The organism is Streptomyces sp. NPDC096046, assembly GCF_040303285.1.
In the GTDB taxonomy this organism is placed as follows: Bacteria; Actinomycetota; Actinomycetes; order Streptomycetales; family Streptomycetaceae; genus Streptomyces.
Genome location: NZ_JBEOSZ010000002.1, coordinates 60,301 through 75,275, shown reverse-complemented (window position 1 = coordinate 75,275; position 14,975 = coordinate 60,301). Strand labels below are relative to the sequence as shown.

14 protein-coding genes and 3 pseudogenes are annotated in these 14,975 nt (G+C 70.4%); 10 read left to right on the top strand and 7 right to left on the bottom strand.

The annotated features are described in order from the left end of the window. Positions 1-137 precede the first annotated feature (137 nt). A complete protein-coding gene (locus ABTX62_RS02765) occupies positions 138-3,188 on the bottom strand; it encodes an FAD-binding and (Fe-S)-binding domain-containing protein (protein ID WP_352114482.1) in 3,051 nt (1,016 codons plus the stop codon). Positions 3,189-3,955: 767 nt separating this feature from the next. Between ABTX62_RS02765 and ABTX62_RS02760 the strand changes: the two genes are divergently transcribed. Continuing rightward, positions 3,956-4,591: a hypothetical protein gene (locus tag ABTX62_RS02760; protein WP_352114481.1), complete on the top strand. Its 636-nt coding sequence runs from the start codon at positions 3,956-3,958 to the stop codon at positions 4,589-4,591. A 12-nt stretch (positions 4,592-4,603) separates the two neighbouring features. Beyond that, positions 4,604-4,801 (top strand): hypothetical protein, encoded by a 198-nt coding sequence (locus ABTX62_RS02755; RefSeq protein ID WP_352114480.1) that lies wholly within the window; start codon positions 4,604-4,606, stop codon positions 4,799-4,801. 327 nt (positions 4,802-5,128) lie between these two features. On the opposite strand, the gene ABTX62_RS02750 is transcribed toward ABTX62_RS02755, so the two are convergent. The 5 genes and pseudogenes from ABTX62_RS02750 to ABTX62_RS02730 form a co-directional block, all read right to left on the bottom strand. Continuing rightward, on the bottom strand, positions 5,129-5,275 hold the full coding sequence (locus ABTX62_RS02750; RefSeq protein ID WP_352114479.1) for a hypothetical protein: 147 nt from the start codon (positions 5,273-5,275) through the stop codon (positions 5,129-5,131). A 54-nt stretch (positions 5,276-5,329) separates the two neighbouring features. After that, entirely contained in the window at positions 5,330-6,052 is a 723-nt protein-coding gene (locus ABTX62_RS02745; RefSeq protein WP_352114478.1) for a DJ-1/PfpI family protein, read from the bottom strand. 40 nt (positions 6,053-6,092) lie between these two features. Continuing rightward, positions 6,093-6,260: pseudogene (locus ABTX62_RS02740) on the bottom strand (DJ-1/PfpI family protein); the annotation flags it as partial. Beyond that, positions 6,239-6,451, bottom strand: coding sequence for a type 1 glutamine amidotransferase family protein (locus ABTX62_RS02735; protein WP_352114477.1), 213 nt, complete (start codon positions 6,449-6,451; stop codon positions 6,239-6,241). The gene ABTX62_RS02735 and the pseudogene ABTX62_RS02740, both read right to left, overlap by 22 nt. Positions 6,452-6,604: 153 nt before the next feature. Next, positions 6,605-7,552: a GlxA family transcriptional regulator gene (locus ABTX62_RS02730; protein ID WP_352114476.1), complete on the bottom strand. Its 948-nt coding sequence runs from the start codon at positions 7,550-7,552 to the stop codon at positions 6,605-6,607. 63 nt (positions 7,553-7,615) lie between these two features. Here ABTX62_RS02730 and ABTX62_RS02725 point away from each other — a divergent pair. The 7 genes and pseudogenes from ABTX62_RS02725 to ABTX62_RS02695 all read left to right on the top strand — a co-directional run. Beyond that, positions 7,616-7,753: pseudogene (locus ABTX62_RS02725) on the top strand (winged helix-turn-helix transcriptional regulator); the annotation flags it as partial. Beyond that, positions 7,728-8,480, top strand: coding sequence for a winged helix-turn-helix transcriptional regulator (locus ABTX62_RS02720; protein ID WP_352114659.1), 753 nt, complete (start codon positions 7,728-7,730; stop codon positions 8,478-8,480). The pseudogene ABTX62_RS02725 and the gene ABTX62_RS02720, both read left to right, overlap by 26 nt. After that, positions 8,401-8,859 carry an SRPBCC family protein gene (locus ABTX62_RS02715; protein WP_352114475.1) on the top strand — a complete coding sequence of 153 codons (459 nt, stop codon included), beginning with the start codon at positions 8,401-8,403 and terminating at the stop codon, positions 8,857-8,859. The genes ABTX62_RS02720 and ABTX62_RS02715 overlap by 80 nt, the downstream gene beginning before the upstream one ends. An 8-nt stretch (positions 8,860-8,867) precedes the next feature. Continuing rightward, entirely contained in the window at positions 8,868-9,197 is a 330-nt protein-coding gene (locus tag ABTX62_RS02710; RefSeq protein ID WP_352114474.1) for a TfoX/Sxy family protein, read from the top strand. Between the two features lie 319 nt (positions 9,198-9,516). Beyond that, on the top strand, positions 9,517-9,945 hold the full coding sequence (locus ABTX62_RS02705; protein WP_502997897.1) for a MerR family DNA-binding transcriptional regulator: 429 nt from the start codon (positions 9,517-9,519) through the stop codon (positions 9,943-9,945). After that, positions 9,942-11,543: a peptide chain release factor 3 gene (locus ABTX62_RS02700; RefSeq protein WP_352114472.1), complete on the top strand. Its 1,602-nt coding sequence runs from the start codon at positions 9,942-9,944 to the stop codon at positions 11,541-11,543. Before ABTX62_RS02705 ends, ABTX62_RS02700 begins: the two co-directional genes overlap by 4 nt. Positions 11,544-12,011: 468 nt before the next feature. Continuing rightward, positions 12,012-12,425, top strand: a pseudogene (locus ABTX62_RS02695) (STAS domain-containing protein); the annotation flags it as partial. A gap of 167 nt (positions 12,426-12,592) precedes the next feature. Here the strand turns inward: ABTX62_RS02695 and ABTX62_RS02690 are convergent. Continuing rightward, positions 12,593-13,006: a MerR family transcriptional regulator gene (locus ABTX62_RS02690; RefSeq protein WP_352114471.1), complete on the bottom strand. Its 414-nt coding sequence runs from the start codon at positions 13,004-13,006 to the stop codon at positions 12,593-12,595. A gap of 399 nt (positions 13,007-13,405) precedes the next feature. On the opposite strand from ABTX62_RS02690, the gene ABTX62_RS02685 reads away from it, so the two are divergent. Beyond that, complete coding sequence (locus ABTX62_RS02685) at positions 13,406-14,908, top strand: SulP family inorganic anion transporter (protein ID WP_352114470.1); 1,503 nt, start codon at positions 13,406-13,408, stop codon at positions 14,906-14,908. Positions 14,909-14,975 lie beyond the last annotated feature (67 nt).

The following is a 14,975-nucleotide window of genomic DNA, read 5'->3' as shown; positions in this document are numbered from 1 at the left end:
GGGTGAGCCAGGTCCCGGATGAGGGACCTCGAACTCACCGCACAGGCCGACCGCGGTCACCGTGCCGGTCCACCACGCCAGATGCAGCACCTGGCGGCGACCCGCACGGATTCCGCCGCAGGCCGGGCCGCTGGACCCTAACCGCGTCCCTGGAGTCGCTTGCGGAGCATCAGAACCAGTGCCGGTGCTGCGACCGCCACACCTGCCACCGCGGCCGGTCGCAGCAGAGCACGTGGACCCGGGGTCGACGGGCGGTCGGGCTCGGGGTTCGTCTCCCGGAGCGCGGCTGCGAGGACCTCGGCCAGGTGCAGGGGGCGGCGCCCGGTGCCGGCCTGTTCGACCTGCGTGCGGCAGCTGAAGCCGTCCGCCAGGACGAGTGTCGCCTCGTCCGCCTCCCGTACGGCCGGAAGCAGTCCCGCTTCCGCGCACGCCATCGAGACGTCGTAGTGGCCCTTCTCGAAGCCGAAGTCGCCGGCCAGCCCGCAGCAGCCCTCGTCCAGTACGTCGGCGGTGACGCCCGCGCGTTCCAGCAGCTCGCGGTCCGCGTCGAAACCCATCACGGCGTACTGGTGGCAGTGGCGCTGGACCAGCGCGCGGGAGTCGACGCCGGGCGGGTCCCAATCTTCGGCGCGCTCCACGAGCAGCTCGGCCAGGGTTCGGGTCTGCTCCCGCAGCCGCTCGATGTCCGGGTCATTCGGGAGGAGTTCGGGGGCATCGGCCCGGAAGACGGCGGTGCAGCTGGGCTCCAGCCCCACGACGGGCGTGCCCCGGCGCAGGTCCTCGCGCAGGACATCGACCGTGTGCTCAAGAACGCGCTTCGCGACGCCGAGTTGCCCTGTGGAGATCCAGGTCAGTCCGCAGCACACCACCGCCTGGGGCACCTTGACCCGGAAGCCGGCGGCTTCCAGCACCTCGACGGCGGCTTTGCCGATCGCCGGGTGGAAGTGGTCGGTGAAGGTGTCGGGCCATACGACGACCTCGCCGCGGTGTCCGTCGCCGCGTGGTCCGCCCCGTTCGCGCCACCAGCCGGTGAAGCGCTGCTCGGCGAAGAGGGGGATGTCCCGCTCGGGGGCGATACCGCCGAGCGCCTTGGCCACGCGGGCCACCCGGGGCAGGGAGGTCAGCGCGTTGACGGTGCGGGGGGCGAGCGCGGCGACACGGGCAGCGGCGGGCAGCCAGCCCATCGAGTAGTGGGCACGGGGGCGCACCCGGCCCGCGTAGTGGTGATGCAGGAACTCGGCCTTGTAGGTGGCCATGTCGACGTTGACGGGGCAGTCCGTCTTGCAGCCTTTGCAGGCCAGGCAGAGATCGAGGGCGTCGTGCACCTCGCGGGAGCGCCAGTCGGAGGAGACGGGCGAGTCGTTGCGGACCATCTCGAACAGCAGGCGCGCCCGGCCGCGCGTGGAGTGTTCCTCCTCGCGGGTGGCGCGGTAGCTGGGGCACATCACGCCGCCCTCCAGGGAACGGCACTTGCCGACGCCGACGCAGCGGCCGGCGGCACGACTGAACTTGCCGTCGTCGTGGGGGTAGGCGAAGGCGGTGTCCGGCTCCCAGGGCAGGTATTGCGCGCCCAGGCGCAGGTTCTCGTCGAGGCGGTACGGCCGGACGACCTTGCCGGGGTTCATCCGGTCGCCCGGGTCGAACAGTCCCTTCAACCGCTCGAACCCCTCGATCAGCTCGGGTCCGAACATCCTCACCAGCAACTCGCCCCGCGCCTGCCCGTCACCGTGCTCGCCGGACAGCGACCCGCCGTAGGCGGCGACCAGGTCGGCTGCCTTCTCGACGAAAGCCCGCATACGGGCCACGCCCTCCTCGGACTCCAGGTCGAAGGGGATGCGGGTGTGCACGCAGCCGTGACCGAAGTGGCCGTACACGGAGGGCTGTCCGTAGCCGAACTCCTCGTACATCCGCTTCAGGTCGCGCAGGTAGTCACCGAGGCGTTCCACCGGGACGGCCGAGTCCTCCCAGCCCTCCCACGTGTCGGACTCACCGGGTACGTGGGCCGTCGCGCCCAGACCGGACTCGCGCACCAGCCACAATTCGTGCATGTGCTGCTCGTCGTCGTACCAGGTGTGGCCGACCGCACCCGGAGCGGCATCGATCAGCGCCATGGTCTTCTCCCGCACCTGCTCCCGAGTGTCTCCGTGGAACTGGACCATCAGGTAGGCCCGTCCGTCGGGGAGTTTCGCCAGGGCCTCGGGATTCAGGTCCTTCCTGCGCTGGTAGTGGACCAGTTGGCGGTCCAGGCCCTCCAGGGCCAGCGGCTTGTGTTCCAGCACGGCCGGTACGTGGTCGGCGGCCTCGCAGATGTCCCGGTAGCCGAGTACCACCAGCGAGCGGTGCGCGGGCACGGGAACCAGTTCCAGTTCGGCGCGCAGGACGGTGACGAGCGTGGACTCCGAACCGGTCAGGAGCCCCGCCACGTCGAAACCGTGCTCGGGCAGGAGCGAATCGAGGTTGTAGCCCGACACCCGGCGGGGGATGTCGGGGAAGCGCTCCCGGACGAGGCCGGCGTACCGGTCCCGCAGGGCCGCCATCCCCCGGTACAGCTCGGACTGCCGCCCTTCGCCGGACATCAGCCGGTCGAGTTCGCCGGACTCGGTCCGGCCCACCCACATGCGGCTCCCGTCGTAGGTCAGCACCTGAAGGCGGTGCAGGTTGTCGACGACCTTGCCGTACGCCTGGGCCGTCGATCCGCACGAGTTGTTGCCGATCATTCCGCCGATGGTGCAGTTCGGGTGGGTGGCGGGCCTCGGCCCGAACTGCAGGCCGTACCCGGCGAGCTGCCGGTTGAGGTCGTCCAGCACGATCCCCGGCTCGACGACGCACCGCCGCCTCTCGGCGTCCACCGACACCAGCCGGTTGCAGTACTTGCTCCAGTCGAGCACGACGGCGGTGTTGCAGCACTCCCCGGCCAGACTGGTGCCCCCGCCCCGGGACAGCAGGGGCGCGTCATGCTCCCGGCACACCGCCACGGCCTCCTCGGCCGCCTCCACGGTCCGGGGAATCACCACCCCGATGGGCACCTGCCGGTAGTTGGAGGCGTCCGTCGAGTACGCCGCACGCGTCCCCGTGTCGAAGCGGACCTCGCCGTCGACGCGGTCCCGCAGATCCCGCTGAAGAGCCTCGGCATCGACCTGTGCCGGGGTCCGGCGGACGACGGGCAGGGGCAGATTGACCGGGTTCATACGATGCCTTCCACGCGGGGATACCTGACCGGGCGGTCTCAAGGTCGACGTGTCGATGCCACCACCCCACCAGGCCGCCCCGTCGACGCCCACACCCGCAACCGGCAGCACCGGCGATGTGCCGGACGCCACGGAGGCGGCACACCCCGAAGCGGACCTCCGGCCCATCGAACCCGGTCACCCGGTTTCATCAGCGTCACCCGGGACGCCGAGCCGCGCATCCTGAGACCAGCAGTGGCTTCACCTCGTCACGGACAGCGCACGGAGCCGCGCCACCAGCCCGCGCGGCAGAGGCGGCACCAACAACGCGGCCCGGGTATCCCTGCCGTCTCAGCGGCAAACCACCGGTGCGGCGTGGTTCGGCAGTTGGGCACGCTCCGGGTGGGTGTCCTCGCGGCCGTCCCCGCCGGTGAAGTCGTTGGGCAGGTCCGTGCCCGCGACAGTCCGGTGGGTCGACCAGCCGGAAAGGGCCGGGAACCGGCTCCGGTAGAGGAGGTAGGCCGCTGGCTGCCCGGCGCACGGTCCTGTCGCTGTGTGCCACTTCGGCGTCCGCCGCGGCACGGGCCCCGGGGCGGCCCGCATACGGCAGGCAACGCAAGGAATGACGTCCACGCCCACGTGGACACGGCGCGGGCCCTGGCTCGCGACGCCCTGGAGCGAGGGAGTCGTCCCGCGTCGTCCGAGCCGTCCCGCCTGAAGGCGGCAAGAGTCTTACGGAACCCTTACGCGGTCCTGTGGGACGACATCACCCGCCTACGCTCGCAAGGGTGTTGACCATCCGAAACATCGCCCTCGTCACCGTCGCCCCACTGGTACTGGCTGCGGCGGGCATCGCGCATCCGCACGGGCTGTCCAGATCGACGGCCTCGGACTGGGTGCAGTTGCACATCGCGCTGCTGCCGGTCTTTCCACTGCTCACGGTCGGTCTTCTGGTCCGCCTGTGGCATCGGCCCCGACTCGACCTTGCCGGGTTCGCCACCGTGGTGGCCTGGGCGGGCGCCTTCGTCTACGCGGCCTTCTACACCGGTCTCGACGCCGTCGCCGGTATAGCGGCAGGGACCGCCGTCGAGCACACCGGCGCAACAGCGAGCCTCGGGCCGGTCAAGCGCCCGCTCTACGAGACGGGCGAGGCGCTGGGGCAGGTCGGTGCATACGCGCTCATCGGCGCCATCGCGGCCACCGCGGTCGTGCTGCTCCCGAAGCACGGCGCCCGAATCCTTCCCGGCACGGTGGTGCTCCTCGCAGCCGGCTGGTCCTTCGTCGACAGCCACATCTTCTGGCCACGCGGTGTATGGACGATGCTCGGCTTCGCCGTGGGGTTCGCGCTGCTCGCCTGGGGGGCCGCGGGGGAGCGAAGCCACCGAAGCGGGCGGCAGGCTTCCCCGCCGTCCAGCGGCCGCTGAGGAGGCGGGCTGGTGACAGGGCGGCCTTGCCCGCGGACCGGCTGCGCATGCGGTGCGCGGCAGATCGGTGCCGGGTTCGACAGCCGCCCGGACAACATCCGCAAGGCCGCCGAGAACAGCCTGCGCTGTCTTCAGACCGACTGCACCGTCCTCTGCCGCCAGCAAGCCGCCGACCCCGACGCGCCGGTCGAGGAGGCCGCGGGCGTGTAGGCGCGCTGATCTCCGAGGGCAGGGTGAAGTACTTCGGCCTGAGCGACGTCGGTCCGCAGTGCATCCGCCGCGGCCACGCCGTCACCCCGGTCACGGCCCTGTAGTCCGAACCGACTTCAGGCAACCCGCTACCGCGAGCCGACCGCCGGGCGGAAGGCGGCGCACGGCGTGCTGGCCGCCGGACACGCCCCCGTCGAGCACGGCTTCGCCCATCTCAGCACTGGCGGATTCTCCCGGACGGCCCCTGGGAGGTCGGAGACGACGCCCCGGTGTGTGCGGTTGTACGACGAGAGGCCCAAGAGTCCGCATCGGACGTGCTGAGCCAGTTCAGCGTTCCGGGTCGATGATGCCGGCGTGCCGCCGCGGCTCACAGCCGGTTCCGAAGTCGCGGTGGACGGCGTTCAGCATCACCGCTCGTGCCTCGTCGAGGTCGGCCGTGGTCGCGGTCCTGATGCGGTAGTTGTGCACCTGCATGCCACGTGCAAAGGGAACGGGCAGATGCGGCATCGCAGCGCCGCGCGGACGCCGTCAAGCGGTCCAGACGGTGCCTCGGGCCTCGTACTCCAGCATGGCTTCCAGGCCGAGGGCGGCGTCGACGCCCAGTTCGCGGCGGACCAGCCACAGGGCGAGGTCCAGGCCGGAGGTGACGCCTCCGGCGGTGACCAGATCGCCGTCGTCGACGACCCGCGCCTTCTTCAGCACGCCGCCCTGCTCGGCGAGATCGGCCTGTGCCCGGTGGTGAGTGGTGCAGGGGCGGCCGCGGGTGAGACCGGCGGCGGACAGGAGCATCACACCGGTGCACAGGCCGGCGATGGTCAGTCCTGGGCGGCGGGCGGCGGCCAGGGCCCGCGGCAGGGCGCCCCGGCTGATCTCGGCCCGGACCCCCGGGTCCTCGCGGCGGGCGTAGCCGCCTCCGGGCACGATGAGGAGGTCCGTTTCCGCGGGGGCCCATCGGTGGTCGGCACGGAGCCGGGTTCCGAAGGCGGCAGTGATGGCACGGGGACCGCCGAGGGCGACGTAACGCACCTCGACGTCGCGTTCGGTGAAGTGGTCGGAGGCCGAGAGCACCTCATGGGGCGCGGCGAGGTCGAGTTCCTCGACGCCCTGGAACAGGACGACCTGGACGCGCAAAGGGGTCCGGCGGCCGGAAGCGGACGGCGTGGCGGCTCCGGCCGTGGCGGTGGGGACGCCGGTCGCCAGGCCGGCGGCGGAGAGGGCGGTCGCGGTGCGCAGCAGGGTGCGTCGGTTCACGGGAGCTCCTGTTGTTCGTCGTCTTCGCGAATCGTGGTGGTCAGTGGGCGAGCGGTTCGTCCGCGAGGTAGGGCGGGGCGGGGTCGTACTGGATCTCCCGGCGCACCGCCCGGGCGTGCTCGCGGCCGTGCAGGCGCCCCACGAGCCACAGCGCGCTGTCGATGCCGGCGGAGACCCCCTGACTGGTCAGCAGCCGGTCGTCCACGACTCCATGCCGGCCGAGGTCGTCACCCGGCGGGTTCCGTCCGCCGTGACGAAGGACTGCGCGAGATGTTCCTCGCCGACGATGCCGAACACCTCGACGTGGCCGGCGAAGTCCTGTTCCTCCACACCGTCGTAGAGGACGGTGTGGACGCGCAGAGGGCGCGCGGGACGCGGACGTACGGACGGGGAAGGCATGAGAGGGCCTCCGTGAAGACCTGAGGAACGTGTGCCCCGCGGACCGGGCCGTGAGGCGGGAACGCGTTCAGTCTTCCGGCGGCCGCTGCCCGGCGACACCGGCATGCGTGCCCCCGGTGCGCAAGATACGGCCGGCCCGGAGCCGGGACTTCGTCAGCGGCGGAAAGCGGACCTGTACGCCGACGGTGTCGTACCGACCTGCCGGGCGAAATGATGGCGGAGCGTCTCGACCGCCCCGAACCCGGTTGCCTCCGCGACCCGCGCCAAGGGCAGCTCCGTCGTCTCCAGGAGCTCTCTGGCGCGTTGTACGCGCTGCGCGACCAGCCAGCGCAACGGCGTGGTGCCCGTCTGGGCGCGGAAGTGCCGCGCCAGACTGCGCCGGCTCATCATCGCGTGCGCCGCGATGTCGGCCAGGGAGAGCGGCTCGCCCAGCTTGCCGCGCATCCACTGCAACGTCTCGCCGAGATCGGCCGAATCCGTCTCGGGCGAGCGGTATTCGATGTACTGCGCTTGGCCGCCGGTGCGTTGGGGCGGCATCACCAGCATGCGCGCGGCGCTCGCGGCGGCAGCGGCGCCGTGGTCGCGGCGTATCACGTGCAGGCACAGGTCCAGGCCCGCGGCGATGCCGGCCGACGTGAGGACCTGTCCCTCGTCCACGTACAGCACGGAAGGATCCACGTCGACCCCTGGGAAGCGCTCGGCCAACGCGTCGGCGAACCGCCAGTGCGTCGTGGCCCGTCGGCCTTCGAGCAGCCCGGCGTGCGCGAGCGCGAAGGCACCGGTGCAGATCGAAGCGATGCGCGCTCCGCCCTCTGCCGCCTCCCGCAGCAACCGTAAGGCCCGCGGATCCGGGGCGCGTTCGACGGGGACCCCGGGCACGATGACCGTGTCCGCACCGAGAACGTCGTCCCAGCCGTACGAGGAGGAGACGCGGAAGGGCGCCGTGGGTCCGGCCGTCGCCACCGTGTCGTGGTCGACGCAGACGCGGGCTTCGTAGGCCGGCGATCCGTCGGTATCGGTGACGAGCGCGAACACCTGGCAGGGTATGGCGAGATCGAAGGCCGACACCCCGTCGAGCGCGAGAACCGCAACGATGTGCATACGCCCGAGGCTACGTGTCCCCCGCACGCTTCGGTGCAGCAGTGGGAGCGGGACGCAGGGGACATGGAGCCCGGCTCGATCAATCTCGCCCTGCGCTCCCTCAGTCCGCGGACCACGGGTGTGATCATCAGGGAGGCCTTCTACGGCACCCGTCGCTTCGACGACTTCGAACGCCATTGCGGCATCAGCCCGAGCGTGTTGTCCGCCCGCCTGCGGGACCTCGTCGCCGACGGGATCCTGGAGAAGACCCGCTACCGGGCTCCCGGCGCGCGGGCGGGACGAGTACCGCCTTACCGACAAGGGCCGCAGCCTGCTGCCCATCCTGATCGCCCTCAACGACTGGGCCGAGCGCTGGATCGTCCCGGACGGCGCCGCCACGATCTCCCTGCTCCACCACGAGTGCGGCAGTCCGGTCCGGACGGAGGTGACCTGTGCCTCCGGACACGACCTCACCGCGCCCAGTGAGGTCGTGGCGGCCCCTGGCCCGGGAGCGAAACCCGCGTCCGTCCGACTGACGGTCAGCGGGGCACGCGAGCCGGGGAGCAACGGTCACGGGGTCGCCTGCGTCCAGTGCTGTGACCGCTCGCCCGTTCTCCGGCACCTCGGGGTGACGGTTTCGGTCGGTGACGCAGCCGACTCCACCACGGCGGCCCTCCGCGCGACCTATCCCACCGGAGTCCGTATCAATGACGCCGAGGTGGCCACAGGAGCCGCCCCCCACCATCGGACCAGGCCCTGCTGTCCGATCCCACCCTTACCGGCATGTCCCGGTAGTCCGCCGCAGCCCCCCGTTGCCGTCGATCGTCCGGGGTGGGTCAATGGACTGTCGCCGGGGAACGGGGAAGCGGATGGGTATGGACGTGACGGTGGAGCGGGTGATCCCGCTGCCGTGCGAACAGGTGGCGGCGTATGCCATGGACTGGCGTAACGATGCCGACTGGACCCAGGGCATCCGGACGGCCGAGCTGACGCGGCAGGCGGATGCGGGCGGTTTCGGGGTCGGGGCGGAGGTGACGCGGACGGCGTACTTCCTGGGGAAGCGGATCGACTATGTGCTGCGGGTCGCAGCGTACGAGCCGCCGCGTCTGCTGGACATGGCCTCGGTCGCGGGCCCGATGCCGATGCATGTCACCTACACCTTCGACCCACTCCCGGACGGCGGCGCACGCGCCCGGATCCGCGTGCGCGGCGACGCCTCCGGCCTCTACCGGCTGGCCGGACCGGTGATGGGACGCAAGGTGCGCTCATCGCTGGTCAAGGACCTTCGGGACCTTCAGCGGCAGGTGAGCCGCCGAACGGGAGGGTGAAGTCGGTCATGGCGTTCGACGAAGGACTCGCGGAACGCATCCGGGCCCGGCTGGGTGCGGATCCGGGCATCACGGAGAAGCAGATGTTCGGCGGGCTGGCCTTCCTGTACGAGGGCAACATGGCGGTCGGGGTGATCGGGGACGAGCTGATGGTCCGGGTCGGCCCCGAAGCCACCGGGGCTGCGCTGACGCGGCCGGGGACGCGCCCCTTCGACTTCACCGGGCGCCCGATGCGCGGCTGGGTGGTCGTGGCCTCCTCCGCCGTGTCCGAGGACGAGGCCCTGGCCGATTGGGTCGACCAGGGTCACGCCTTCGCGGCGAGCCTGCCGCCCAAGTAGCCCCTGTCGGCGGCAGCCCCCTCATTCAGGCCGGGGCAGTCCCCGCCGGGCGTGAGGACACCCATGCGCATGATGGTGCTGACTCCAGGGGGGTGCAGGCGCGACGTCAGGCCGGTTGCCTGCGGCCGGGACGAGGGGTGGACAGCGTCACCCCGAAGGGGAGTGGGTGACGCTGCCGTGAACGACGGCGGCGGTCAGGGTGGTGCGGCCGTCGCGTCCACACTCACTTGCAAACCTATCGTAACGAGAGGGTAGGTTTGTGGTCCGGCAAGGGCGCCGGGCGACGAGGCGAGGCGGTGAGGCCGTGACCGGAGGGCTGATGCAGATCGGTGAGGTGTCCGAGCGCACGGGGCTGTCCCTGCGCACGATCCGCCACTGCGAGGACATCGGTGTGGTGGCTTCCAGCGAGCGTAGTGCGGGTGGCTTTCGCCTCTCCACCGAGGCCGAGGTGCGCCGCTTGGCGCTGGTGCGGCGGATGCGGCCGCTGGGCTTCTGCCGGGAGGACGTGCGTGACCTGCTGGAGCTGCTGGAGCGGCTCCCCGGCGGAGCCCCGTTGCCGGCGAGCGATGAGCAGGCACACGAGGAACTGGTGGCACGGTTGCGCAAGTACTGGGTAGAGGCCGACGCGCGGTGCGAGGACCTGCGGCGGCAACTGATCGAGGCGGAAGACTTCACCCGCTCCCTGCACGGCCATCTGGCTCGGCTCGTGGAGGCCGGGAACACGGCGGACGCGGAGGCGGTGCGATGAGCGCGGGCAGTGAGTGGGCAGCCTCGGAGGCGGCCCGCCGACGGACGTTCGCCGTGATCAGCCACCCCGACGCGGGCAAGTCCACCCTGACCGAGGCCCTCGCCCTGCACGCCCACGCCATCGCCGAGGCGGGCGCGGTGCACGGCAAGGCCGGGCGGCGCTCGGTGGCCTCGGACTGGATGGAGATGGAGAAGGCCCGTGGTATCTCGGTCACCTCCGCGGTGCTGCAGTTCGCCCACCGGGGATGTGTGCTGAACCTGCTGGACACCCCCGGCCACGCCGACTTCTCCGAGGACACCTACCGGGTGCTGGCGGCGGTCGACTGCGCGGTGATGCTCATCGACGCCGCCAAGGGCCTGGAGGAGCAGACCCGCAAGCTCTTCGACGTCTGCCGGCATCGCGGCATCCCGGTCATCACGTTCGTCAACAAGTGGGACCGGCCCGGCCGTGAGGCGCTGGAACTGCTGGACGAGATCGAGCGCGAGTTCCGCCTCAAGCCCACCCCCGTCACCTGGCCCGTCGGGGACGCCGGATACCTGCGCGGACTGATCGATGTACGCAGGCCGGGGCAGATGCTGCGCTACACCCGCACCCCCGGCGGGGCCCACGAAGCCATAGAGGAGCCCGTCTCGGCTGAACGGGCGGCTCTGGAGGACGGCGCGGACTGGGGAAAAGCGGTGGAGGAGCTCGATCTCCTTCAGGTCGACGGTGCCGTACATGATCAGGAAGAGTTCCTGGCGGGCCGGGGCACGCCGGTGTTCTTCGGTGCGGCGATCTCCAACACAGGAGTACGGCAGGTACTGGACGCGATCGTCGACCTCGCCCCGCCGCCCGGGCCGCGGGAGCTGGAGGGCGGCGGAGTCAGGCCGGTGGACGCGCCGTTCTCGGGGCTGGTGTTCAAGGTGCAGGCCAACATGGACCCCGCCCACCGGGACCGGATCGCGTTCATGCGGGTGTGCTCGGGGGTCTTCGAGCGCGGGATGACCGTCACCCGCGCCGCCTCCGGCAAGCCGTTCGCCACCAAATACGCGCACAGCGTCTTCGGCCAGGACCGCTCCATGGTCGACATCGCCTACCCCGGCGACGTCGTCGGCCTCGTCAACGCCACCGCGCTGCGCGTCGGCGACACCCTCTATGCCGAACAGGCGGCGGTGTTCCCGCCGATGCCCACCTTCGCGCCCGAGCACTTCGCGGTGGCCCGCCCGGTCGACCTCGGCCGGTCCAAACAGTTCCGGCGCGGTATCGCGCAGTTGGACGAGGAGGGTGTCGTCCAGGTCCTGGTCTCCGATCTGCGAGGCGACCAGGCACCGGTGCTCGCGGCCGTGGGGCCCATGCAGTTCGACGTCGTCAGTGCTCGGATGGCCGGGGAGTTCTCCGCCGCCGTGCGACTGGAAACACTGCCCTACCACCTGGCGCGCGCCACCGACACCGCCGGGGCGGAAGCCCTCAACCGCTCCCGCCTCGTCAAGGGCGAGGCTCTGACCCGCATCCGGGACAAGGCGCAGCTCGCCCTCTTCCCCGACCGCTGGCAGGCGGGCTCCTTCGAGAGGGAGTTCCCCGACGCCCGGCTCGACCACCTCATCGCCGCCCACGACTGAGGTGGCGCCTGTGTAAAATCTCACGTAACGGAAGAGACGCGGGTGCCTGTTGCTGCGGTCGGGCCGGTGACCAGCGGCCTTCGATCCCGTGAACGGGGTGCGGATTGATTTTCACCACCTCTCGGCAAAGGGAAGGTAAAGCGCCTGTTACGGTGGCTGTTCGGGCCCCCGCAGGCGGCCTCTTGGTCCCGTAGACCGGGGCGTGTATGTCTGGCCTGTTGCTCGCCGGTCTGCCGTGCCTCTTCGGTCGGGTCTCGCTTCCCCGCACTTCCCTCACGAGAAGGGAGAGTCTTGCCGCACGAACCGCAGAGCGCCGTCTCCAAGCCGCCCGATCCACGCACGCTGAGGAGCGGAGACGCCGAGCCGGTCGGGGAGCGGGACGTGTTCCTCGACAACGCGAAGTACCTGCTGATCGTCCTGTTCGCGGTGGCGCACTCCTGGGAGGCTGTGGAATGGACCCGGGCGACCACCGTCATGGCCGTCACCGTCGCCTGCGTGGTCACCACCCACAACCTCGCCATCGGCGTCGTGCTCGGCTGCCTCGTGGCGATGGTGATCTTCGCCAAGCGGGTCGCCCACCTCGCCGAGGTCTCCGGGGTCGTCGACCCCGACGGCAACCAGGCCGTCTACGCGGTCACCGGCGAGCTGTTCTTCGCCTCCTCCAACGACCTCGTCTACCGGTTCGACTACAAGGGCGACCCGGACGACGTGGTCATAGACCTGACCGACGCCCACATCTGGGACGCCTCGTCAGTGGCGGCGTTGGACGCGATCGAGACCAAGTGCGCACAGCGGGGCAAGAAGGTCACCATCGTGGGCCTGATCAAGCCCAGTGCCGAGATGCACGACAAGCCGGCCGGCCGGCTCACCGCCGGCCACTGAGACCGGCCGCCCCCTCGCGCGAGCCACGCAGTGCCCGAGGGGGGCGGTCCTCCGCGCGCGGGCCGGACCAGGGACACCTGCCCTGACCGGTTCCCGGCCCAGGTCACACCTGGTCTGCCCTCAGGTCGACGCCGCCAGCGCAGACGATGCGGCGGCCGACGAGTGATTCACGCGCCCGTGCGGGCGTTCGCTTGCAGGCGGCGGCGGAGAGTGGCGGCGAAGTCCTCGGCCATCTCCAGGCGGGCCCGCAGCGTCTCGCAACGGGCGTCGGTCACCTTCCGGTAGGAGTCCAGTCGCTCCCGCAGGCGCTCCAGTTCCTGGCCTGCGGGCGGATCGTCCGTGGCGGCGAGGCGGTCGGTGATGTCCAGCAGGTCGCGCATCTCCTCCAGGGAGAAGTCCAGCGGCTTCATGCGGCGGATCACCATCAGGCGCTGGACGTCGGACTCGGTGTACAGCCGGAAGCCGCCCTTGCTGCGGGCCGAGGGGATCACCAGGCCCACTTCCTCGTAGTGGCGGATCGTGCGCAGCGACAAACCGGTCCGCTCGGCCACCTCGCCGATCTGCATCTGCCGCTCGCTCATCGCCGAGCCTCTCCCTTTGTCATCCATCCAGGTTTCAGAACTGTGAAGTGAATTAGTCTACGTGACATCAATCACAGGATTTTGGCGGGGGGTTGCCTGCTATTCACAAGTCAGCGTTCGCACTCTCTCGTCACGTCAGGGTAGAGTGTTGACGTGTTCGCCTGTGCCGTCCAGTCCACGGTAGAGGCGATCCTGCCGTAGAGCGGGCCCGATCGGCCCCGGACGGCTCCGAAGACTTCCCGGGCAACGATGCTCGACCGGCAACCAGAGGTTGCCATTCTGTCCGGTACTCGGCTCCCCTGGCGCGGAGCCCAGCCGCCGGGGATCCCCGACACCCGGAATCAGTACGACGCTGTGCGTCCGACGGCATGGATGCACACCTGAAACAGAAACGGTTGCATGTCCTCACCGCTGTCCGCAGCCCCGAAGTTGCGCCTGTCCAAGCCCGACTGGCTCGACTCCCCGAAGGTCTTCCGCACCGAGGTGCTGGCCGGCCTGGTCGTCGCCCTGGCCCTCATCCCCGAGGCGATCTCCTTCTCCATCATCGCCGGTGTCGACCCGGCGGTCGGTCTGTTCGCCTCCTTCACGATGGCCGTCGTCATCTCGGTGGTGGGCGGACGCAAGGCCATGATCTCCGCCGCGACCGGCGCGATCGCCCTGGTCATCGCCCCGCTCAACCACGAGTACGGTCTCGGCTATCTGATCGCGACCGTCATCCTCGCCGGCGTCTTCCAGGTGATCCTGGGCGCGCTGGGTGTGGCCAAGCTCATGCGGTTCGTGCCGCGCAGCGTCATGGTCGGCTTCGTCAACGCGCTCGCCATCCTGATCTTCATGGCACAGGTTCCGGAGCTGCACGACGTGCCGTGGATGGTCTACCCGCTCGTCATCGGCGGTCTCGCCCTGATGGTGTTCTTCCCGAAGGTCACCAAGGTGATCCCGGCCCCGCTGGTCTCCATCGTCGTCCTGACCGTCATCACCGTGGCGGCCGCGATCGCGGTGCCGACCGTCGGCGACAAGGGCGCGCTGCCCTCCTCGCTGCCCGTGCCGGGCCTGCCCGACGTGCCCTTCACGATGGACACGCTGACCACCATCGCCCCGTACGCCTTCGCGATGGCGCTGGTGGGTCTGATGGAGTCGCTGATGACGGCCAAGCTGGTCGACGACATCACCGACACCCACTCGGGCAAGACCCGCGAGTCGATCGGCCAGGGAGTCGCCAACATCGTCACGGGCTTCTTCGGCGGCATGGGCGGCTGCGCGATGATCGGCCAGACGATGATCAACGTGAAGGTGTCCGGCGCGCGCACGCGCCTGTCGACCTTCCTGGCGGGCTCCTTCCTGATGGTGCTGTGCATCGTCTTCGGCCCGGTCGTCTCCGACATTCCCATGGCCGCCCTGGTCGCCGTCATGATCATGGTGTCGTTCGCGACCTTCGACTGGCACTCCATCGCCCCGAAGACCGTCAAACGGATGCCGCTCGGCGAGATGACCGTCATGGTCGTCACCGTCGCCTGCGTGGTCGCCACCCACAACCTGGCCATCGGCGTCGTGGTCGGCTGCATCACCGCGATGGTCGTCTTCGCCAAGCGGGTCGCGCATCTGGTGAACGTCTCCGGTGTGGTCGACCCCGACGGCAACCAGGTCGTCTACGCGGTCACCGGCGAGCTGTTCTTCGCCTCCTCCAACGACCTCGTCTACCAGTTCAACTACAAGGACGACCCGGACGACGTGGTCATAGACCTCTCCGCCGCCCACATCTGGGACGCCTCCTCCGTCGCCGCCCTGGACGCCGTCGAGACCAAGTACGCCCAGCGGGGCAAGAAGGTGACCATCATCGGCCTGAACAAGCCCAGCGCCGACATGCACGATCGCCTCGCCGGCCAGCTGACCGGCAGCCACTGATCCAGACCGGCAGCCACTGACCGGCCCGGCCGCCCTTCCCCGCCCACGGACGCAGCGGGGGAGGGCG